Source organism: Sphingomonas swuensis, assembly GCF_039538045.1.
GTDB classification, from domain to species: Bacteria; Pseudomonadota; Alphaproteobacteria; order Sphingomonadales; family Sphingomonadaceae; genus Sphingomicrobium; species Sphingomicrobium swuense.
Genome location: NZ_BAABBQ010000001.1, coordinates 1071474 through 1092473, shown reverse-complemented (window position 1 = coordinate 1092473; position 21000 = coordinate 1071474). Strand labels below are relative to the sequence as shown.

The window sequence follows — 21000 nt, the reverse complement described above, 5'->3', positions numbered from 1 at the left end:
GACTACCAGACGCGAACCCGCTCGGTCGGGGCAAGATAGAGCTTCTGACCGGGCTGGACGTTGAACGACTGATACCAGGGATCCATGTTGCGGACCACGAACACGCGCTGTTCGGACGGGCTGTGCGGGTCGGTCAGCAGGCGATTGCGAAGGTTGGCCTCGCGATAGTTGCGCCGCCACACCTGAGCCCAGCCGAGATAGAAGCGCTGATCGCCAGTGGTGCCGTCGACCGTCGGAGCCGCAGCCCCGTTCAGGCTGTGCCGGTAGGCATCATAGGCCACGGTCAGGCCGGCCAGGTCGCCGATGTTCTCGCCGAGCGTGAACTTGCCGTTCACCCGGGCACCCGGAAACACCTCATAGGCGTCATACTGGGCGGCAAGCTTGGCGGTGGCGGCGTTGAACGCGGCGAGGTCTGCCGGGGTCCACCAGTCGGCAAGGCGGCCGTTCTCATCATACTTCGAGCCCTGGTCGTCGAAGTGATGGCTGATCTCGTGGCCGATCACCGCGCCGATGCCGCCATAGTTGATGGCCGGGTCGGCATTCGGATCGAAGAAGGGCGGCTGGAGAATGGCGGCCGGGAACACGATCTCGCTCATCGAGAAGTTGGCGTAGGCATTCACCGTCATCGGCGTCATGCCCCATTCCCACTTGTAGATGGGCTTGCCGAGCTTGTTGATGTTGTAGGCGTGATCGAAGTTGTTCGAGCGCAGGGCGTTGCCGAAGGCGTCACTGCCGACGACCTCGAGCCCGCTCATGTCCCGCCACTGGTCGGGGTAGCCGATCTTGGTCGTGAAGTTGGCGAGCTTGGCGCGGGCGCGCTGCTTGGTCGCCGGCGCCATCCAGGCAAGATTGTCGATCCGGCGGCCCATGGCCTCGACGACATTCTTCACCAGCGCATCGGCCGCGGCCTTGGTCTCGGGCGGGAAGTAGCGCTGAACGTAGAGCTGGCTGACATCGTCCTGGAGCGTGCCGACGGTGAAATCGACCGCCCGCTTCCAGCGCGCTTCCTGTTCGGGCGTGCCCGAGAGGGCGGTGCCGTAGAAGCTGAACTGCTCCTTGTCGAACTTGGCCGGAAGGACCGCGGCATAGCCGTTGAGCGAGCGGACCAGCAGCTGATCCTTTATGACGCCGAGCGGGGCGCGGCTGACCACCCGGGCGATGCCGGTGATCGCGGAGGGCTGGGCGACCAGCAGATTGTCGACGTTGGTCACACCGACGCCGCGGAACATGGCGCCGAAGTCGAAGCCAGGGGCGCGGCTCCGGAGCTGGGCAAGGGTCAGCTTGTTGTAGGTCTTGGTGGCGTCGCGACTGTCGACCCGGGTCCAATGGGCGCGGGCGATGTCGGTCTCATAGGCGAGCAGCGCCTTGGCGCGGGCGGCGGCATTGGGCTCGCCGGCCAGCGTCAGCACGTTGGTGAGGTGCTGGAGATATTTGGCGCGGACGTCGGCGATCTTGGCATCGTTCGAGAGATAATAGTCGCGGTCGGGCATCCCGATCCCGCTCTGGTAGAGCGAGAGGATGTAGCTGTCGGGGTTCTTGTCGTCCTGGCCGACGAAAGCGGCGAAGGGCGTGCCGACGCCGTTGCGCGCGGCCTCGGCGAACAGGGCGGGAAGCGCGGCGCGGCTGTTGACGCCATCGATCCGGTCGAGCCACGGCTGGATGGGCGCGAGGCCCTTCGCCTCGATCGCGGCCTGATCCATGAAGCTCGCATAGACCTGGCCGATCCGGCTGTTGGGGTCCTTGGCGGCTTCCTCGATCAGGGTGCGGGTCCGCTCCTTCGACAGGTCGTCAAGCGCGCCGAACATGCCGTAGTTCGACTTGTCCGCCGGGATCGGGGTGTTCTTGGCCCAGGTGCCGTTGGCGTAGGTGTAGAAATTATCCCCCGGGAGCATGCTCGAATCCATGCCCTGGCTGTCGAACCCGAAGGTGCCGAGCTGCGGCTTGGGCGCGGCGGCGGGGGTGGCCTCGGGCGTCGCCTCGGCGACGACCGGCGGAGCGGTCTCGGCGGTTTGGCTGGCGGTGGTCGCGCATCCGGTCAGGGCGGTGGTCGCGACAAGGGCAAGAAGAAGCTGCTTCATACGCGTGCGATGACTTTCGTTCAGGAGTGACGACGGAACAGATTCGAATGCACCCGCCTGCGCCATTTGCGGCTGACCCACCAGCGCCAGACGACAATCGACACGCCATAGCCGACGAACGAACAGACCGCGGCAATGAGGAAGAGGCCGGTGATGAGTGCCGGGGCGGCGTCGGACAGGAGCCAGTCGAGCCAGCGGGAGACTCCCGCGCCGCTCGAATAGAGCGCCTCGAAGGCTGCGAGGTCGGCATGGAAGCCGAGCTTGTTGCCGAGCGCGATGGCGGCGATCAGGAAGAAGGGCGTGGTCGCGGGATTGCTGAGGAAGGTCATTGCCGCGGCGATGGGGATGTTGGCGCGAAGCGGGATCGAAAGCATCGCGGCGCCGACGATCTGGAGGCCCGGGATCATCAGGAAGATTCCGACGAACAGCCCGGCGAACACCCCGCGCGGAACCGAGCGGCGAGTGAAGCGCCACAGGTCCGACTGGCGAACGCGCTTGCCGAACGGCTTGAGCCAGGGGCTGTCCAGCACCTCCTCGCGCGACGGGGTCGCCTTGTCCGCGAGACGCTGAAAGAAGCCCGGGCGCGAGGTCATCCTCAGCCCCGGTTCTTCATCAGGCGCTGCTGCTCGCGCTTCCAGTCGCGTTCCTTGATCGTGTCGCGCTTGTCGTGGACCTTCTTGCCTCGGGCCAGCGCCAGTTCGACCTTCGCCTTGCCCTTGCCGTTGAAGTAGATGGACAGGGGTACGAGGGTCAGGCCCTGGCGGTTGATCGCGCCCATCAGCTTGCCGATCTGGCGCTTGCGGAGAAGCAGGTGGCGCTTCCGCCGCGGCTCATGGTTCATGTAGCTGCCATGGGCATATTCGGGGATGTGGCTGTTGATCAGCACCACTTCTTCGCCCTCGACCGTGGCGTAGCTTTCGGCGATCGAGCCCTCGCCCGCCCGAAGCGCCTTCACCTCGGTGCCCTGGAGCGCGATCCCGGCCTCGAACTTTTCCTCGATGAAATAGTCGAAGCGCACGCGCCGGTTCTCGGCGACGATCTTCTTCTTGTCGAACTCGGGACTGGGCGGCTGGGACATTGTCTCGCCGTCACTTAAGCGCTGCGCCCCCGCCACGAAAGCCCGCAAAACCGCGAAGAGTCGGGTTAATTGACATTTAACCTCCATCCTTAACGGAAGAATGGCGGAACTCGGCCATTGGCACACCCGTTGCTTAACCATGACGATGGCAAATTCATCTCGTCTGGCGCGGCTTGGCCGCCTGTTCACCATCCGCACCCGCTGGGAGGCCTGGGCCGTGACCTGGGCGATCGCGCTGGGAGCGGTCGAGCGCGGCAGGCATTACATGGAGATGTACCCGGGCGCGATCGGCTGGATGTTCTTCGTCATCTGCACCGCGGTGGTGTTCGTCGCCGGCGCCAAGCTGCTCGACGCGACTGCGCCGCAGCCAGAGTTGGCGGTTGCCGGCAATGGTCGGGCGAATGCGCGGCTCCGCCGCCGGGCCCTCAGTCGTAATCGACCCAGAGGGTCCCGTCCCGTCCCCGGCTCAAGGTCACGACCCGCACGTCGCAAAGATTGACGGCGGTCCAGACGAGGGTCTTCCCAGCGCTTTCGGCGCGAATGTCGAAGGCGCAATCCTCGCCGCCCGGCGAAGTCTCCAGCGCGCGCGCGCCGGCCGCCAGCCCAGGGCCGAGCGGACGCCAGGCGCCCTTTTCGTTGGTCATGCGGATGGACAGGGCACCGAGCGGGCCACCGGTCCCGTTCACCAGCGTGAACGGCCCGGGTGTGCTCCACAAGGCCAAGGCGATCAGCAGTCCGCGCCCCATGCCTTCTTCTTAGCAGAAGGCGGAGACTTTTGGTAGATCAGGCAGCGCGGTTGAGGACGCGCGTTCCGTGCCGGATCAGCGTGGTCGACGCGCTCCGGGCGTAGCTTTCCGAGAGGGGGAGAGCGGTGCCGCAGAAGCCGCACTCGGCCAGCATGCGCCCGATCAGCCAGTGCGTACGGCCGCAGCCGGGGCAATGGTTGACGGCATCTTCGCGATAGACGGCATGGTAGCCGCGAAGGGCGGGATTGAAGGCCTTGGGCGTATGAACTGAAGTCAGCATCGGGCTGTCCCCTCAAGCAATTTATTTTCTTTTGCCTGTGTAACGAGCGTCGAGTCGTTCGGTTTCGTCGACGATCCGCTTTGGAGCGGCCCCTGTCACCCCTTTGCCACGGTTTGTTCCAGCCCGGGACGATGTGGATATTAACCCTTCCTCCACTTTTGGGGCTCAATCCTTGCTCCTGCTTCTCTTGAAAAGAACGGAGCGGAGTGATGGAGTCGAACCAGCGCTATTATGCCCGTCGGGCCGCCGAAGAGCGGACCGCCGCACAGCGCGCCATCACCGCCGCCGCCCGCGAATGGCATGCTCGGCTCGCCCTCCAGTTCGCCGCTCGGGCCGCTTCCGCGCTCGAGGAAGCCGCAAGCGCCGCCTAGTTGCCGCCAGGTTCGCTTCGTTAAGATTTCGTTCCGCTTCTGGCATTAACGGCACTTATCTGACATAAAGTCGCCGATCCCGTGGCGCCGTCGCCGGAGTCCGGGGCGAAACAGGGGAGCTCAACACGCATGCGCAAGATCCTTCTTGGCTGTGCCGCAGTGACGCTGCTGGCATCGCCGGCCGCGGCCCGCGACGGCAGCGGCTATTTCGGTGCCGAAGCCGGCGCCCTGTGGGCTAAGGGCCTCGACCATGAGCTGACCGTCATCCGCACCACGGCACCGATCGGGACCACCGTGATCGCCGACGGCGCGCAGATGGACTTCAAGAAGCCCGGCCTCGATCTCGACCTGATCCTCGGTTACGACTTCGGCCTCATCCGCGCCGAAGGCGAACTCGGCTACAAGCGCGCCTCGCTCGACGAGATCGGGCTCCGCTCGGCCCCGAACGGGCTCGTCACCACCACCGATGCGGGCGGCAACGTCGGCGTGACCTCGGCGATGGCCAACCTGCTGCTCGACTTCGGCAACGATGACGGCGTCAGCTTCTACGCCGGTCCGGGCGTCGGCTGGGCGCGGGTCAAGATGAACAACATCGCGCCCGACTCCGCGACCTACGACATCGAGGGCAAGGACAGCGGCCTGGCGCTGCAGGCGATCGCGGGCGTCCGCTACGCCATCACCCCGCAGCTCGATGTGGGGGTCAAGTATCGCTACTTCCGCTCGAGCAAGCTCGACTTCGACAACATCATCGACGAGCTGAACACCGGCGGCGTGACCTATGACGCACGCGCGGGCCGCTTCAAGTCGCACAGCCTGCTGTTCAGCATCATCTACAATTTCGCCGAGCCGGCGCCGCCGCCGCCTCCCCCGCCGCTGCCGATGCCGGCTCCGGCCCCGCCGCCTCCGCCGCCGGCGACGCAGACCTGCCCGGACGGCTCGGTCGTGCTGGCGACCGACGTCTGCCCGGTGCCGCCGCCGGCGCCCCCGCCCCCGCCGCCCGCTCCCGTGCGCGGCTGAGGCTGGAACGATGACGGACAAGGGCCGGGGGGCACGTCTCCCCGGCCCTTTCCTTATCTGCTAGAGAGGCTCCCATGCTGATCGCCGCCCTGCTCGCCGCCACGTCCCTCCCGCCGATCAAGAATTGTCCGGGCAAGCAGGGCTGGATCGAGGCCAGCCTGCCCTGCCCCGCGATGATCTTCTTCGACAGCGGCAGCGAGGAGGTACGGCGCGACTGGGAACCGGCGATCGACGATGCCGCAAGGGTTGCGGCGCGACCGGGACATTGGGTGATCGTGACCGGATACAGCGACGCGACCGGGAGCGCCGAGGGCAATCGCCGGATTTCGCTGCGGCGCGCCCGGGCGGTCGCCGACGCGCTGGTCACGAAGGGCGTTCCGGGCTCGGCAATCCTGCTGCGCGCCGGTGAGCCTGGCGACCTGCTGGTGCCCACCCCGGCCGGCGTTCGTGAAATCCAGAACCGCCGGGTAGAAATCTTCATCCGCCCGGGACCGGGGATCGACCAGGGCACCGTCGGCACGCCGTACGCGCGGTCTCCTGCCCGCTAGAAAAGCAGGGCCCGGCGACGAAGAGCCGGGCCCCTGCTTTTCCCGGAGGAATTCAGAACTTCACGCCCGCGGAGAGGCCATAGCGGCGCGGCTCGAGGGTGAAGGCGTTGGTGTAGAGACCCGACGACTGGTCGCCGGTGTAGAGGCCGGTGATGGCGTCGTTCCCGGTCAGGTTCTGGACGAAGGCGCGGACGTTCCAGCGCTCGCCCGGCGCATTGTACTGGATCTGTGCATTGACCACGGTGAAGGCGTCGATCCGGTCGATCGGCTTGTTGAAGCTGCGCGCATAGTAGCGGCCGGTGTAGGCGATGTCGGCGCGCGGGACGATCGTCGCTCCGCCGCTACCGACGCGGATCGTATATTGCGCGCCCGCCGCCAGCTTCCACCGCGGCGATTGCGGCAGTTCGTTGCCCGAGAGGTCCTGATCGACCCCGGTCGAGACGGTGAACGGCAAGGGGCCGGTCGGCACTCCGAAGGCGGCGCGAAGGGCGGCGGGCGGGTTGGCGGCGGTCGCCGCGAGCGAGGCGCAGGAGGAGAAGGCGCCGGTCGCGCTGGTGCCCGGAACCGGGACCGGAGCACCAAGCCCGACGCTCCCGTTGACCGCCCCGACGAACGCCGCGGCGGTGCCCGGCGGAAGCGTCGTCACCGGGATGACCGCGCAGTTGGAGGCGTCGCTGAGGTCCTTGATGATGACCACGTCCGACCGGCCGCCCGACGGATCGTGCGGGTCGACCAGGCTCAGCCCCTTGATCTTGCTCTTGAGGTAGGAGGCGGAGAAGTTGAGCTGGAAGTCGCGGGTCGGGCGCAGCAGGCCCTCGAGCTCGACCCCGTAGATGCTCGCGTCGGTATTGTCGTTGACGCTGGTACGGCCGACAATCCGGCTGAGCTGGAGGCCCTTGTAGTCGTACCAGAAGGCCGATGCGTTCATCCGGAGCAGCCCGTCGAGCAGCGTGTTCTTGGACCCGATCTCGTAGGCGTTGATCGATTCAGGCGCGAAGGTCGGCGAGACCGCGAAGCGCGGGTCGATCGGCGGGTTGATCCCGCCCGCCTTGTAGCCGCGCGAGTAGGAGGCATAGAGGAGGCTGTTTCGGCCGACCTGATAATCGACCACCGCGCGGCCGGTCAGGCGCGAGAAGCGGACGCTGTCCTCGGCATAGGCCTGCGGCCCGGCGGTGCGGGGATCGGCATCGTAGCTGAGGAGGAAGGGCGAGCTGTTCGCGTCCGCCACTCCGACGACCGCCGGGAAAGCGAGGAGCGGCGCGCGCGCGACCTGGCTCTTCTTGTCGCGGCTCCAGCGCAGGCCCGCGGTGAACTTCAGCCGGTCGTTCACTTCGAAGGTGGCGTCGCCGAACAGGCCGGTGCTCTTGAGGCGGAAGTCGCGCACTTCGGAGTTGAAGAAGGGCGGCGCGAGATAGACCTGCGGGAAGGCGGCGTTGCCGGCGAAGCGCTGGCCGATGGTGCTGATCGCGCCGAGGATGCCCGCGGCATAGTCGAGCCCGTAGGAGGCGACATAATAGTTGGAATTGCGGAAGCGGCCGTCGGTGTAGATGCCGCCGAGAATGAAGTTGAACGGCCCGTCGAAGTTGCTGTCGAGATGGGCCTCGATCGACTTCTGTCGATACTCGCTCTGCGACCGGTCATATTCGGTGCCGGCCAAGGTGCAGCGGTTGACGTTGCCGCCGAAAATCCCGCTGTACTGGAGGTTGGTTTCCGAGGTGCAGACGGTTCCGTTGGGTCCGTTGGGAATCAGCCGCTGCGCCGCGACCGCGAACGGGTTGGAGCCGCCGGGAAACAGCGCGCCGGGAATGGCCGCGGCGGCGGCGAGCGCCTGGAGGCCGGAGTTGCCCGCCGCCGACTGGCCCGCCGACAGCGTATAGTCGGTCCGGCTGTCGACCTTGCTGCGCGACAGGCCGCCGGTGACGGTCAGGCTGAACTGGTCGCCGAGCTCCTGTTCGAGCCGGCCCATGAAGATGTTCTCGGACGCGCGATAGGTCGGGTTGAAGTCGGTGTTCACGGTGCGCAGGTCGTCGGGATTCACCACCTGCCCGAAGAACGGATCGGCGCCGTAGATGTTGGTCAGGCCGAGAGCGGCGGGAGTGATTCCGTAGAGCGCCAGCGCCGAGGTCAGCGCGGCCGGTGTCGCACTTGCGAATACCTGCTGCGAAGAGAGGATTCCGGCGAGCGTCGAATTGCCGTTGACGGTCTCGAACGCGAGCTTGTCGGGGCGGCAGCCGAGGATCGCGGTGCTGTCGCGAGCGCAGAGCTGCTTCTGCACACGGCTGCGGTCGTCATCCTCGCGGAAGACGTAGCCGATGAGGTCGAGCGTGGTTCTGGCCGACGGGCGCAGCCGCAGCGTTCCACGCAGCGCGTAGATGTCACGCCCGTCGATCCGGCTGTCGTCGAACAGGTTGCGGGTATAGCCGCTCCGCTTGAGCGAATAGCCGGCGACGCGCACCGCCGCCCACGGCGCGAGGGGGACGTTGACCATGCCGGTCAGGCGCTTCGAATTGTAGTTGCCGATCTCGGCGTTGGCGCTAGCCCCGATCCGCTCGAGCGACGGGCGGGCGGTGATGAAGTTGACCACGCCCGAGGTCGCGTTGCGGCCGAACAGGGTGCCCTGCGGCCCGCGCAGCACCTCGACCCGCTCGAGGTCGAAATATTCGGTCTCGAACAGGCGGTTCTCGACCAGCGGCATGTCGTTGAGGTGGATGCCGGTCGCGCGGTCGCAGCTGAAGCCGACACACAGGTCGCCGATGCCGCGGATGGTGAAGCTCGACGAGGTGAAGTTGGTCTTGGTGAAGGTGACGTTCGGAAGCGACAGCTGGAGGTCGGTCGCATTCTGGATCTGCTGCCGCTCGAGCGCCTCACCGGAAAAAGCCGAGACCGAGATCGGCACCGATTGCAGCGACTCGGCCCGGCGCTGGGCGGTGACGACGATGTCGCCGTTGCTGTCGGGCTCCGCACTCTGGGTGGTGCCGCTCTGCGCGTCACCCGATGGGTTGGGAGCCGGCGCGGGGGCGGGCTCGGGTACCGTCTGCGCGGCGGCGGGAACGGCAAGTGTCAGGACTGCAAGCGAAGTTCCGGCGAGCAGCAGGCGCGAACGGTTCATCATGGTTTCCCCCCTCAGGCGGGCACCCGCGAGAACAGCGCGGACGCACGCTTCAGCGGTGTCGAGTTTCCGCTTGCTTCAGGCGGCCTGTCAAGCGCAGCATGGAAGCGACGATGAGCAGCCCCGCCCGCACCGCCGATGTCGATGTCGATGTGCTGATCGTCGGCGCCGGCCTGTCGGGGATCGGCACCGCCTGGCACGTCCGCACCTACTGCCCGGATCGAAGCTTCGCGATCCTCGAGGCACGCGACGCGATAGGCGGGACCTGGGACCTGTTCCGCTATCCCGGGATCCGCTCGGACAGCGACATGTACACGCTCGGCTACAGCTTCGAGCCGTGGACGAGCGACAAGGCGATTGCCGACGGTCCATCGATCCTCGCCTACGTCAACAAGGTCGCCGACAAGCACAACCTGCGCCGCCACATCCGCTTCGGCCACAAGGTCGTCGCGGCCGCGTTCGACCGGACGACGGCACGCTGGACGGTGGAGGTGCAAGCCGGCGGCGAACGCCGCACGCTGACCTGTCGCTGGCTCCACATGGGCACCGGCTATTACGACTACTCGACCGCGCACATGCCCGACTTCGCCGGCAAGGAGCGCTTCGCCGGCACCTTCTTCCATGCGCAGTTCTGGCCCGAGGACCTCGACTATCGCGGCAAGCGGGTGATCGTCATCGGAAGCGGCGCGACCGCGGTGACGATCGTCCCCGAGATGGCCAAGGCGGGAGCGGCGCACGTCACCATGCTGCAGCGCTCGCCGACCTACATGGTCAGTCGCCCCGCGATCGACAAAGTCGCCAACGGGCTCCGCGGTCTGTTCGGCGACAGGGCCAGCTACGGGCTGGTGCGCTGGCGCAACGTGCTGATGCAGATGGCCTTCTTCCAGCTTTCAAGGCGTCGTCCGGCGGTCATGAAGAAGATGATCCGCAAGGGGCTGATGAAGGAGCTTCCACCCGACTACGAGATCGGGACGCACTTCACGCCGAGTTACAATCCGTGGGACCAGCGCATGTGCCTGGTGCCCGACGCCGACCTGTTCGCCGCGATCCGCGCTGGGCAGGTCGAGGTCGTCACCGACCATGTCGACGAGTTCGTGCCCGAAGGCATCAGGCTGAAGAGCGGGCGCATGCTCGAGGCCGACGTCATCGTCGCCGCCACCGGGCTCAAGCTGCAATTGATGAGCGACATCGCGGTCACCGTCGACGGTGCGCCCCGCAAGCTCAGCGGCGCGATGACCTACAAGGGCATGATGTTCGCGGGCGTGCCCAACCTCAGCTACAGCTTCGGCTACACCAACGCCTCGTGGACGCTGAAGGCGGACCTCTCCTCTTATTACCTCTGCCGCCTGCTCAACCACCTCAAGGTCAGCGGCCGGAGCATCGCCGTGCCCGAGCCCGACTCCGAGGTGAAGCCGCAGGCCTTCCTCGATTTCACCTCGGGCTATGTGCAGCGGGCCAAGGACATCCTTCCGGTGCAGGGCGACCGAGCGCCGTGGAAGCTGCACCAGAACTATGTCGCCGACCTTGCGCTGCTTCGCTACGGCAAGGTGGAGGATGGCGTGATGCGGTTCGAAGGAACGCGTGAGCGGGTGCCGCCCTCCCCCACCCTGGTCGGAGAACCGGCATGAACCTGATGGAACGGGTCGCAGTGGTGACCGGCGCGGGCAGCGGCATCGGTCGTGGCCTGGCGCTCGCCTTGTCGCGGCGCGGCTGCCATCTCGCGCTCGCCGACATCAACACCGACGGGCTGGCCGAGACCAAGGCGATGATCCGCTCGGTCAAGGTGACGACGCACAAACTCGACGTCACCGACCGCGCCGCCTGCCTTGCGCTGCCGCAGGCGGTGCTCGACTCGCATGGCCGGATCGACGTCCTCGTCAACAATGCCGGGGTGGCGATTGGAGGCACCTTCGAGCAGGTCGACGAAGCCGATTTCGACTGGCTGATGGAGGTCAACTTCCATGCCGTCGTCCGGCTGACCCGCGCCTTCCTGCCGCAGCTCAAGACCAGCGACCAGGCGCGCATCGTCAACGTTTCCAGCCTGTTCGGGCTGATCGCCCCGCCCGGCCAGACCGCCTATTCGGCAGCCAAGTTCGCGGTCCGCGGCTTTTCGGAATCGCTTCGCCGCGAGCTTGAGGAAGCCGGTTCGAATGTCGGCGTTACGGTAGTCCATCCGGGCGGAATCAACACCTCGATCGCGAAGAACGCGCGCCCGCCTCGGCACGTCACCAACGAGGAAGCCGCCCAGATCGAGAGCGAGAAGGATCGCTTCCAGAAGTTCCTGCGGATGAGCCCCGTCAAGGCCGGCGAGATCATCGCTGCAGGCATCGAGGGCGAGCGGCCGCGGGTCCTCGTCGGCGGCGATGCGCGGATCGCGGCGCTGGTCGAACGGCTGCTCCCCGTCGGCTACTGGAACATCCTGAAGCGGAGCATGGCATGAGGAACTGGGCAATCGCGGGGGTTGCGGTGGCGGCGGGGCTGCTCGGCGCGGGCGTCTACAGCCGACAAACCGCGCGCAAGGCCGAGCGGCTGGTTCCGATGGACGGCCGGATCGTCGAGGCCGGTCCCTATCTGCTGCATGTCACCGAGCAGGGCCACGGCCGGCCGCTGCTGCTGATCCACGGCCTCGGCGCACAGCTTCGGAGCTTCGCGCAGGAGATGGTCGACGAGCTCGCCAAGGACCATCGGGTGATCCGGGTCGACCGGCCGGGCTCGGGCTATTCGCCGGTTCTTCCTGGCGGGTCGCAGCACCTCACCGACCAGGCCGACGCGATCGCAGCACTGATCGACACGATGGAGCTGGAGAAGCCGCTGCTGGTCGGCCACTCGCTCGGCGGGGCGCTCAGCCTGCACGTCGCGATGCGCCATCCGGACAAGGTCGGCGGCCTTGCGCTGATCGCTCCCGCGACCCAGCCGGTGGTCGACGTGCCCGAGGTGTTCCGCGGGTTGATGGTCCCGCTCTCGCTGACCGGACTGGTATCACGCACGGTCGCGGTGCCGCTCGGAATGGCGACCCGCGACAAGGTGCTGCGCGAGGTGTTCAAGCCCGAGCCCGTTCCGGCCGACTATCTGGTCGCCGGCGGCGGCGCGCTGGCACTGCGGCCGGGAAACATCGAGGCGGCCTGCGGCGACCTCCAGCTGGCGCAGATCGACGCCGACGCGATGGTCGAGCGCTATGGCTCGCTCAAGCTGCCGGTCGCCATCCTCTACGGACGCGACGACAATCTGCTCGACCCGGCGGTGCACGGTGAAAAGACCGCGGGCGAGATCCCGGGGGCGCGGCTGACCCTGGTCGAGGGTGGGCACATGCTGCCCTTCACCCAGCCGCTCGAAACAGCGCTGTGGGTCAGGAGCGTGCTTCCCAACTGAGAGGAGCCAAGGCGATGGCGGGGGACGAGCTTGCGGCGGATTATGTGATCGTCGGTGCAGGCTCGGCCGGCTGCGTGCTAGCCGCGCGGCTGAGCGAGCATCCGTCGGTGCGGGTGGTGCTGCTCGAAGCCGGTGGCGACGACCGGCCCGGCAAGGAGAAGGGCCAGTTCCTCTCCAACCTGTGGATCCAGGTGCCGATCGGCTATTCGCAGACGCTGAAGGATCCCAAGGTCAACTGGCTCTACCAGACCGAGGCCGACCCCGGCACCGACGGGCGCCAGCACGTCTGGCCGCGCGGCAAGGTGCTTGGCGGATCGTCGAGCATCAACGCGATGCTCTACGTGCGCGGACAGCGGGCGGATTATGACGGCTGGCGGCAGATGGGCTGCGAGGGCTGGAGCTGGGACGAGGTACTACCCTACTTCCGTCGCGCGCAGCACCAGGCGCGGGGCGAATGCGAACTCCATGCGGTCGGCGGACCGCTCCACGTCGGAGACCCCGCCGACAGCCATCCGGTCAGCGAGGCGGCGATCGAGGCGGCGGCGGCGCTGGGACTTCCGAAGCGCGACCTGAACGGGCCCGAGCAGGAGGGCGCGAGCTGGTTCCAGGTCAACATCAAGGAAGGCAAGAGGCAGTCGGCGGCAGTCGCCTACCTGCATCCGGCGATGGGGCGGCCGAACCTTCGAGTCGTCACCCGGGCGCTGGCGCGGCGGGTGCTGTTCGAGGGCAGGCGCGCGGTCGGAGTCGCCTATGCGCATGGCGGCGAGACGCTCACGGTGCGGGCGAGCCGCGAGGTGATCCTCTGCGGCGGGGCAATCAACTCGCCCCAGCTGCTCGAGCTGTCGGGGATCGGCGATCCCGCCTTGCTGGCCGGGCTCGGTATTCCGCTCGTCCATGCCAGTGCCGGGGTTGGCGAGAACCTCCAGGACCATTTCGTGGTCGGGCTCACCTACCGGCTGAAGAAGGGGACGATCTCGGTCAACGAGCTTGCGCGGGTGCCGAGGCTGCTGCGCGAGCTTGGCCGCTACGTCCTGGGCAAGCGTGGGCTGCTGACGCTGTCGGCTGCGCATGTCGCCCTGTTCACCCGCTCGCGGCCCGATCTGGCCGGACCCGACCTCCAATATCATGTGCTTCCGGCGACGATGGACGCCGACAAGCTCGCCAACGAGCAGAAGATGGAGCTGGAGAAGGAGCCCGGCCTGACGATCGCGCCGTGCCAGCTTCGCCCGGAGTCGCGCGGCTCGGTGCACCTGCGCTCGGCCGATTCGGCCGAGCATCCGGCGATCCGGCCCAACTATCTCGCCGATCCGCTCGACCGCGAGGTGATCGTCGCCGGGCTCGAATGGGGCCGGCGGCTGGCCGCGACCGAGCCGCTCGCCTCCTTCGTCGATCACGAGACCAACCCCGGTGCCGAGGTGCGCACCGCCGACGAGCTGCTCGCCTTCGCCCGGCAGATGGGGACCACCATCTACCATCCGGTCGGGACCTGCGCGATGGGCACGCACGACCGCGCGGTGGTCGATCCCGAGCTCCGGGTGGTCGGGGTCGAGGGCCTGCGGGTGGTCGATGCCTCTGTCATGCCGCGGCTGGTCAGCGGCAACACCAATGCGCCGACGATCATGATTGCGGAGAAAGCCGCGGACCTCATCCGCGGGCGGACGGTTCTCTCGCCAGGCGCGAGCTAGAGCGGCCCGCCACTTCCAAGGACCCCATGGCCGACCGCGAAGCCGAGACCCCGACCAGAGCAAGCCCCAACCGCCGCGACCTTACCCAGGGGCCGATCGGGACCACCCTGCTCGCCTTCGCCCTGCCGACGCTCGGGTCTTCGATCCTTCAGTCGCTGAACGGCTCGATCAATTCGGCCTGGGTCGGGCGGCTGATCGGCGAGGACGCGCTGGCGGCGACCGCCAACGCCAACATGACGGTGTTCGTGCTGACCGCCTTCACCTTCGGCTTCTCGATGGCGGCCTCGATCCTGATCGCGCAGGCGTTCGGGCGCCGCGACACCGAGGCTGCCCGGCGGGCGTTCGGAACCGCCTTCGGCTTCTTCGCCATGCTCGGGACCGCGGTGGCGGTGGTCGGCTGGTTCCTCTCGCCATCGATCCTGCGGCTGCTCGGAACCCCGCCCGAGGCGGTGCCGCTGGCCGACGACTATCTGCGCATCATCTTCCTCGGGATGCCGCCGGCGATCCTGCTGGTGATGCTGATGATGTCGCTGCGGGGGAGCGGCGACAGCCTGACGCCCCTGTGGTTCATGGGACTGTCGGTGCTGATCGACAGCGGGCTCAACCCGCTCTTCATCTCGGGCATCGGGCCCTTCCCGCGGCTCGGCATCGCCGGCTCGGCGACCGCCACCGTGGTCGCCAACTGGGTCGCGCTCGCCGGGCTCCTCGCCTACCTCTACCTCAAGGACCTGCCGCTTCGGCTGCGCGGACACGAGCTGTCCTACCTCAAGCCGTCGGGCGCCTGCCTTCGCACCGTGGTGTTCAAGGGCCTGCCGATGGGGCTGCAGATGATCGTCATCTCGGTCAGCAGCTTGATCCTCGTCGGGCTGGTCAATGCGCAGGGCGTGCACACCACCGCGGCCTACGGCGTCACCATGCAGCTGTGGACCTACATCCAGATGCCGGCGATGGCGTTCGGTGCGGCGGTGAGCGCGATGACCGCGCAGAATATCGGCGCCGGGCGGTGGGACCGGGTGGCGCGGATCACCCGCACGGGGATCATCCAGACACTCGCGATCACCGCGCTGCTGATCGGCCTCTTCACCCTGTTCGACCGGCCCGCCTTGGCGCTGTTCCTCGGCGAGGACAGCCCCGCCCTCCCCATCGCGCAGCGGATCCAGTGGCTCGCGACCTGGAGCTTCCTCGTCTTCGGGGTGACGCTGGTGCTGTTCGGAACCGTCCGCGCGAACGGAGCCGTCGTCGGACCGCTGGTGATCCTCGCGATCGGCTTGCTCCCGGTGCGGCTCGGCTTCGCCTACTTCGGGCAGCGATGGATCGGTCCCGATGCGCTGTGGCTGAGCTTCCCGGCGAGCACGCTGGTCAATCTCACGCTCGCGATCGCCTACTACAAGTCGGGCCACTGGCGACGGGCGAAGATGGGCACGCCCGCGGCGCATCTCGAGGAGGCCGCGACCGCGCCGATCTGAGGCTCAGGCGGCCTTGAGCACTTCCTCGCGCGGGGCGGCGACCCAGACCGCGGCGCGGGCGACACTGACCACCGCCGGGGTCTGGCCCGACAGCTCGCCGTCGATCGAGATCTTCTGCGGAGGGCGCGCCTTGAGCTTCAGTTCGCGGCCGCGATATTCGGTCACCGTCTGGTTGCGCGAGCGAAGCTTGAAGAGGGTCGCGAACCAGCTCCAGGCGAGGCCCACCAGGCTCCGCCCAGTGACCGCCTGGACGACGATCTCGCCGCTCTGGAGCGAGGCGCTCTCGACCAGCTCGATCCCGCCATGGTGCGAGCCATTGGCGATCCGTGCCTCGGTCGCCCAGGTCTTGTGGACGGTCTTGCCGTCGTCGACATGGAGCCGGAAGGGCCGGAACTTGAAGGCGACGCGCACCGCCCACAGCATGTAGCCGAACATTCCGAGGAAGCGCTTGAGCCTGTGCGGGACGGTCTCGGCGATCATCGGCGAGAGGCCCATGGCGGCGGCATTGGCGAAGTAGTCGCCGTCGACCGCGCCGAGATCGATCCGCAGTTTGCGCCCGTGAACGATGGTGTCGACCGCCGCCTCGAGATCGGCGCCGATCCCGAGCGTCTTCGAAAAGCTATTGGCGGTGCCGAGCGGGAGCAGGGCGAAGATCGTCTCATGACCGAGGAAATCGTCGATGGTCTTGGACAGCGAGCCGTCGCCGCCTCCGACGATGATCATCGGCACCTCGGCCTTGAGCGCCGCCCGGACGGTCGGCTGCATCTGCTCGGGGTCGGTGATGGCATGCGCGGCGAGCAGGGTGATCCCGGCTTCCTCGAGCAGGGTCCGGGCGCGTTCGAACGCATCGGAGCCGTTGCGGCTCATGGCGTTCACGACCAGCACGGCCTGTTTCGGAAGCGTATCGTCGATCATGCCGCCTCAATGTTCCGCTGGTCGCTTCGTATCCCTATAGGCGAAGGATGACCGCTGCTTTCCCTGCCCTTCGCCTGCGCCGCGGGCGCTCCGCCCCGTGGATTCGGGCGATGCTCGCCGAACACCGGCTCCACCCCAGCGACTTCATCCTTCCGCTGTTCGTCTGCGCCGGAGACAGCTGCGAGGAGCCGATCGCCGCGCTTCCGGGAGTCAGCCGCTGGACCGTCGACCGGATCGGCGCGCAGGCGAAGGCGGCATGGGATCTCGGGATCCCCTGCGTCGCGCTGTTCCCCAATACGCCGGGGCACCTTCGCACCGAGCGGGCCGAGGAGGCGCTCAATCCCGACAACCTCATCTGCCGCGCGGTGAAGGCGGTGAAGGACGCCTGCCCGGAAATCGGCGTGCTCACCGACGTCGCGCTCGACCCCTATACCGCGCACGGCCACGACGGCCTCATCGATCAGCGCGGCTGCGTCCTCAACGACGAGACCAGCAAGCTGCTGGTCGAGCAAGCCCTGGTCCAGGCCGAGGCCGGCGCCGACATCGTCGCGCCGTCGGACATGATGGACGGCCGGGTCGGCGCGATCCGCGCCGCGCTCGAGAGCGCGGGCAAGTGCGACACCGCGATCATGGCCTATGCCGCCAAATATGCCTCGGCCTTCTACGGTCCGTTCCGCGACGCGGTCGGAAGCGGCGGACGGCTCAAGGGCGACAAGCGCGGTTACCAGATGGATCCGGCAAACGGGGCCGAGGCGATGCGCGAGGTCGCGCTCGACCTCGCCGAGGGCGCCGACATGGTGATGGTCAAGCCGGGCCTGCCCTATCTCGACGTGCTGGCGGCGGTCCGCAACCGCTTCGAGGTGCCGACCTTCGCCTATCAGGTGAGCGGCGAATATGCGATGATCGAGCATATGGCCGCAGCCGGCGGAGGCGAGCGCGACGCGCTGATCCTCGAGACATTGCTGGCGTTCAAGCGGGCCGGTGCGACCGGTGTCCTCACCTATCATGCGCTGGATGCCGCGCGGCTGATCGGCGGCTGAGCAGCGTGGCGACGGCAGCGGCGGACGCGCGGTCGGCTCCGCGCTGGCCCTTCACCGCGGCGATCTTCGCCGGCTCCTTCCTCCTGTTCCTGGTTCAGCCGCTGCTCGCTCGGATGGCGCTGCCGACGCTGGGCGGCGCGCCTGCGGTGTGGAACTCGGCGATGCTGGTCTACCAGGCGCTGTTGCTGGCGGGCTATGCCTATGCGCACTGGCTCGGAAGACTGGCGCCGCGCCTCCAGGTCGCGGTGCACCTTGGTCTGCTGCTCCTCGCCGCGCTGACGCTTCCGCTTGCGCTCGCCGAGCGTTCTCCGCCGACCGGGGCCGACCCGGTGCTGTGGGTGCCGTGGCTGCTGCTGCTCTCGGTCGGGCCCTTGTTCTTCGCCATCTCGGCCCAGTCGCCGCTGCTCCAGCGCTGGTTCGGGCTGGCCAGCGGCGCCGATCCCTATCCGCTGTTCGTCGCCTCCAACCTCGGCAGCTTCGCCGGGCTGCTCGCCTACCCGCTCCTGCTCGAGCCTCTGACCGGCGTCGCGGCGCAGAGCACCCTGTGGTTGGTTGGCTACGGTGTCATGCTGCTCCTGCTTGCGCTGGCGGCGCTACCCTTGTTCCGCAAGCGGACGGCCGGGCCACGTGTCGCAGAAGCGGGGCAGCGGGTCCCCTTCTCCCGGCTGGCACGATGGGCGCTGATCGCGAGCGTCCCTTCCGGGCTGATGCTGTCGACGACGCTCCACCTCACCACCGACGTCGCGCCGATGCCGCTGCTGTGGGTTATCCCGCTCGGCCTCTACCTACTCAGTTTCTCGATCGCCTTCGCCGAGCGACGCGGTCCGGCCCGCTGGGCTGCCGCGGGAGCGCCATTCGCACTGGTGCTGGCGGCGGGAACGCTGTTCATCGCGGGCACGCAGATGATGCCGCTGGTCGCATTGGCGGCGCTGCTGGCGATGGTCCTCGGCGCGGTCGCGCTCCATGCCCGGCTGTTCGACGAGCGTCCGCAAGCAGCGCAGCTGACCCTCTTCTACCTTGCGCTGTCGGTCGGCGGGATGCTCGGCGGAATTTTCTGCGCATTGGTCGCGCCCCTGCTGTTCGACTGGACCTACGAGCATCCGCTGCTGCTCCTCGCCGCCGCCTGGCTGGTCGGCGACCGGCAGCCCATCGCAGCGATCCGCGAGACCGTCGCCGGACCGGCCGCGGCCCGAGCGCTGGCGGTGGGCGCCCTCATCCTCGCGGGCGCGACGCTTCTGTTCTGGTGGCGCGGCGAGCGCGAACCACTGGTGATGGTGTCGGCGCTTGCGGCGGGCCTCGCCAGCTTCTCGCTTGGCCGCCGTGCCCTGTTCACCGCGGCGATCGCCTTGACCCTGCTTGCCGGCGGCGGCCTCCAGCGGCTTGCCGAGAGCGCGGTTCCGGGCAAGCTCACCCGGAGCTACTTCGGCACCTACCGGATCATGGACCAGGCCGGGACCCGGATGCTGATCCACGGCACCACCACCCACGGCGTGCAGTTGCTCGGCCCGCCCGAACGGCGGCGGACCCCGACCAGTTATTACTGGCGCGGATCGGGCGTGGGGCGGGTTATGGAAGCACTGCCGACGCTGGTGGGAACAGGCGCGCGGGTCGGCCTGGTCGGGCTCGGGACCGGCACGCTCAGCTGCTACGCGCGGCCCGACCAGCGCTGGACCGTGTTCGAGATCGACCCAGCGATGGTCGAGATCGCTCGTTCGCGTTTCTCGTTCCTCGCCGACTGCAAGCCCGATGCGCGGATCGTCGTCGGCGACGCCCGGCTCCGGCTGGCCGGGGAGCCGCCGGCAAGCTTCGACGTCCTCGTCGTCGATGCCTTCTCGTCCGACGCCATTCCGATGCATCTCCTTACCCGCGAAGCCTTCGCGGTCTATGCCCGTGCGCTTCGTCCCGGAGGTTTGCTGATGGTCCATATCTCCAACCGCCACCTCGAGCTTCGCCCGGTGGTCCGCACCGGCGGCGAATATGTGGGAATGCGCGGGCTGCTCGGCTCGTCGGGGAGCGACCCGCTGTCGCGCGGCTACGACAGCAGCTGGACCGCACTGACCTCGGATCCGGCGCTGCTCGAGCGCGTCGCCAAGACCGAGGATGGCCTGTGGGTGCCGCTTCCGTTCGGCCGCCGGGTCCACTGGAGCGACGACCGCGCTTCGATCCTGCCGATCGTGCAGCGCCCATGGTGAGGACCATCGCCACCACCGACCGGCTGACCTTGCGCGAATGGAGCGAGAGCGACGAGCCGCGCTTCTACGCGGTGATGAACAATCCCGATGTGATGCGCTGGCTCGGCGGGGTGCAGACGCCCGAGCAGTGGCATGCGGTGGTCGAGCGGCTGCTCGGCTACCAGCGCGACCTCGGCTTCACCTTCTGGATCGTCGAGCGCCGCGACGACGGGGAACTGCTCGGCTGGTGCGGCTTGAAGCGGATGAACTATGCCGGGGCGCCCAATCCCGGCGAGATGGAGATCGGCTGGCGCTATCGCGCGGATGCGTGGGGCCAGGGGATCGCCAAGGAAGCGGCGATCGCCGCGCTCGACCTCGCCTTCGGCCGCTTCGCGGCGCCTTCGGTGGTCGCCGTCACCTTCGAGCAGAATGCACCGAGCTGGGGACTGATGGAGCGGCTCGGAATGAGCTTCGAACCCGCGCTCGACTTCGTCGATCCACGCTTCGCCGACGTCGGACCGACCCGCCAGTGGCGGCTTCTGGCCGAGGACTGGCCGGAGGCACGCGCCCGGGCGCTTGCGCCGCGCTTGGCTTAGCGCAGCCGCGCCTGGAGTGCCGCGAGCTCGTCCGACTGGCGGCGATCGACCGCGCTGAGCTGGTCGGCGACCGCTCGCGCGGCGAGCACGTCCTGCGGGACCAGCCGGCCGCCGCTCTGGATCCGCTCGGCCACCAGCCGGTCGAGATCGCCGAGCGCGGTCGAGAAGGCGGCCCGCTCGGCGATTGCGGCGGAGACCAGTTGCTGAGCGGCGATCCAGCTGTCGCTCTCGCGGCCCCCTGCGGAGGACGTCGCGGCAGCCGCGGCGCGGATCGCGGGCTCGGCGCGCCCTGCGGCGGCGAGCGCCTGATCGCGCAGGGCGGCGAGCCTGGCTGACAGTCCCGCATCGGCAGCGAGCGCCGCCGAGCCGTCGACGACGGGGACACGTGGATCGATCGCCTCGGCGGCGCGCGGCGCAAGCGAGGGGCCCTGCCCGGCCGAAGCGCAGGCGGTCAGTGCGAGCGAGCCGAGCAGCGGCAGGAAAAAGCGGCGCATGACGACCCTCTACCAGCCACCGAACCGTCAACAAGGG

Annotated in this window: 19 protein-coding genes; 11 read left to right on the top strand and 8 right to left on the bottom strand. The window is 68.1% G+C overall.

Features of this window, described 5'->3' with window-relative positions; all coding sequences use genetic code 11:
* Window positions 1-2 precede the first annotated feature (2 nt).
* The 5 genes from ABD727_RS05440 to ABD727_RS05420 form a co-directional block, all read right to left on the bottom strand.
* Complete coding sequence (locus tag ABD727_RS05440; RefSeq protein WP_344706363.1) at window positions 3-2078, bottom strand: M13 family metallopeptidase; 2076 nt, start codon at window positions 2076-2078, stop codon at window positions 3-5.
* A 20-nt stretch (window positions 2079-2098) separates the two neighbouring features.
* The gene (locus ABD727_RS05435) at window positions 2099-2671 is read right to left on the bottom strand and encodes a DUF2062 domain-containing protein (protein ID WP_344706362.1); all 573 of its coding nucleotides are present in this window, start codon (window positions 2669-2671) and stop codon (window positions 2099-2101) included.
* Window positions 2672-2673: 2 nt separating this feature from the next.
* The gene (smpB, locus tag ABD727_RS05430) at window positions 2674-3156 is read right to left on the bottom strand and encodes an SsrA-binding protein SmpB (RefSeq protein ID WP_344706361.1); all 483 of its coding nucleotides are present in this window, start codon (window positions 3154-3156) and stop codon (window positions 2674-2676) included.
* Between the two features lie 425 nt (window positions 3157-3581).
* On the bottom strand, window positions 3582-3902 hold the full coding sequence (locus tag ABD727_RS05425) for a hypothetical protein (RefSeq protein WP_344706360.1): 321 nt from the start codon (window positions 3900-3902) through the stop codon (window positions 3582-3584).
* A gap of 37 nt (window positions 3903-3939) precedes the next feature.
* Window positions 3940-4182, bottom strand: a complete 243-nt coding sequence (locus ABD727_RS05420; protein ID WP_344706359.1) for a hypothetical protein — start codon at window positions 4180-4182, stop codon at window positions 3940-3942.
* A gap of 209 nt (window positions 4183-4391) precedes the next feature.
* Here ABD727_RS05420 and ABD727_RS05415 point away from each other — a divergent pair, with 209 nt between their 5' ends.
* The 3 genes from ABD727_RS05415 to ABD727_RS05405 all read left to right on the top strand — a co-directional run bounded on the left by ABD727_RS05415 (window position 4392) and on the right by ABD727_RS05405 (window position 6118).
* Entirely contained in the window at window positions 4392-4553 is a 162-nt protein-coding gene (locus ABD727_RS05415) for a hypothetical protein (protein WP_344706358.1), read from the top strand.
* A gap of 129 nt (window positions 4554-4682) precedes the next feature.
* Entirely contained in the window at window positions 4683-5570 is an 888-nt protein-coding gene (locus tag ABD727_RS05410) for an outer membrane protein (RefSeq protein ID WP_344706357.1), read from the top strand.
* A gap of 74 nt (window positions 5571-5644) precedes the next feature.
* Window positions 5645-6118 carry an OmpA family protein gene (locus ABD727_RS05405; protein ID WP_344706356.1) on the top strand — a complete coding sequence of 158 codons (474 nt, stop codon included), beginning with the start codon at window positions 5645-5647 and terminating at the stop codon, window positions 6116-6118.
* A 52-nt stretch (window positions 6119-6170) separates the two neighbouring features.
* Here the strand turns inward: ABD727_RS05405 and ABD727_RS05400 are convergent, their stop codons facing one another.
* Window positions 6171-9227: a TonB-dependent receptor domain-containing protein gene (locus ABD727_RS05400; RefSeq protein ID WP_344706355.1), complete on the bottom strand. Its 3057-nt coding sequence runs from the start codon at window positions 9225-9227 to the stop codon at window positions 6171-6173.
* A 113-nt stretch (window positions 9228-9340) separates the two neighbouring features.
* Here ABD727_RS05400 and ABD727_RS05395 point away from each other — a divergent pair, with 113 nt between their 5' ends.
* From ABD727_RS05395 to ABD727_RS05375, 5 genes are read left to right on the top strand one after another with little or no spacing between them, the layout of a single operon-like run.
* On the top strand, window positions 9341-10855 hold the full coding sequence (locus ABD727_RS05395) for a flavin-containing monooxygenase (RefSeq protein ID WP_344706354.1): 1515 nt from the start codon (window positions 9341-9343) through the stop codon (window positions 10853-10855).
* On the top strand, window positions 10852-11667 hold the full coding sequence (locus ABD727_RS05390; RefSeq protein WP_344706353.1) for an SDR family NAD(P)-dependent oxidoreductase: 816 nt from the start codon (window positions 10852-10854) through the stop codon (window positions 11665-11667). The genes ABD727_RS05395 and ABD727_RS05390 overlap by 4 nt, the downstream gene beginning before the upstream one ends.
* Window positions 11664-12596 carry an alpha/beta fold hydrolase gene (locus ABD727_RS05385; protein WP_344706352.1) on the top strand — a complete coding sequence of 311 codons (933 nt, stop codon included), beginning with the start codon at window positions 11664-11666 and terminating at the stop codon, window positions 12594-12596. The genes ABD727_RS05390 and ABD727_RS05385 overlap by 4 nt, the downstream gene beginning before the upstream one ends.
* Before the next feature lie 14 nt (window positions 12597-12610).
* Window positions 12611-14281, top strand: coding sequence for a GMC family oxidoreductase (locus ABD727_RS05380; protein WP_344706351.1), 1671 nt, complete (start codon window positions 12611-12613; stop codon window positions 14279-14281).
* Window positions 14282-14307: 26 nt separating this feature from the next.
* A complete protein-coding gene (locus tag ABD727_RS05375) occupies window positions 14308-15747 on the top strand; it encodes an MATE family efflux transporter (RefSeq protein WP_344706350.1) in 1440 nt (479 codons plus the stop codon).
* A 3-nt stretch (window positions 15748-15750) separates the two neighbouring features.
* Here the strand turns inward: ABD727_RS05375 and ABD727_RS05370 are convergent, their stop codons facing one another.
* A complete protein-coding gene (locus tag ABD727_RS05370; RefSeq protein ID WP_344706349.1) occupies window positions 15751-16662 on the bottom strand; it encodes a diacylglycerol/lipid kinase family protein in 912 nt (303 codons plus the stop codon).
* 47 nt (window positions 16663-16709) lie between these two features.
* On the opposite strand from ABD727_RS05370, the gene hemB reads away from it, so the two are divergent.
* From hemB to ABD727_RS05355, 3 genes are read left to right on the top strand one after another with little or no spacing between them, the layout of a single operon-like run.
* Window positions 16710-17702, top strand: a complete 993-nt coding sequence (hemB, locus tag ABD727_RS05365) for a porphobilinogen synthase (RefSeq protein WP_344706348.1) — start codon at window positions 16710-16712, stop codon at window positions 17700-17702.
* A 5-nt stretch (window positions 17703-17707) separates the two neighbouring features.
* Entirely contained in the window at window positions 17708-19894 is a 2187-nt protein-coding gene (locus tag ABD727_RS05360; protein ID WP_344706347.1) for a fused MFS/spermidine synthase, read from the top strand.
* The gene (locus ABD727_RS05355; RefSeq protein WP_344706346.1) at window positions 19888-20469 is read left to right on the top strand and encodes a GNAT family N-acetyltransferase; all 582 of its coding nucleotides are present in this window, start codon (window positions 19888-19890) and stop codon (window positions 20467-20469) included. The genes ABD727_RS05360 and ABD727_RS05355 overlap by 7 nt, the downstream gene beginning before the upstream one ends.
* Here the strand turns inward: ABD727_RS05355 and ABD727_RS05350 are convergent.
* A complete protein-coding gene (locus ABD727_RS05350; RefSeq protein ID WP_344706345.1) occupies window positions 20466-20963 on the bottom strand; it encodes a hypothetical protein in 498 nt (165 codons plus the stop codon). The genes ABD727_RS05355 and ABD727_RS05350 overlap by 4 nt on opposite strands.
* Between the last annotated feature and the right edge of the window lie 37 nt (window positions 20964-21000).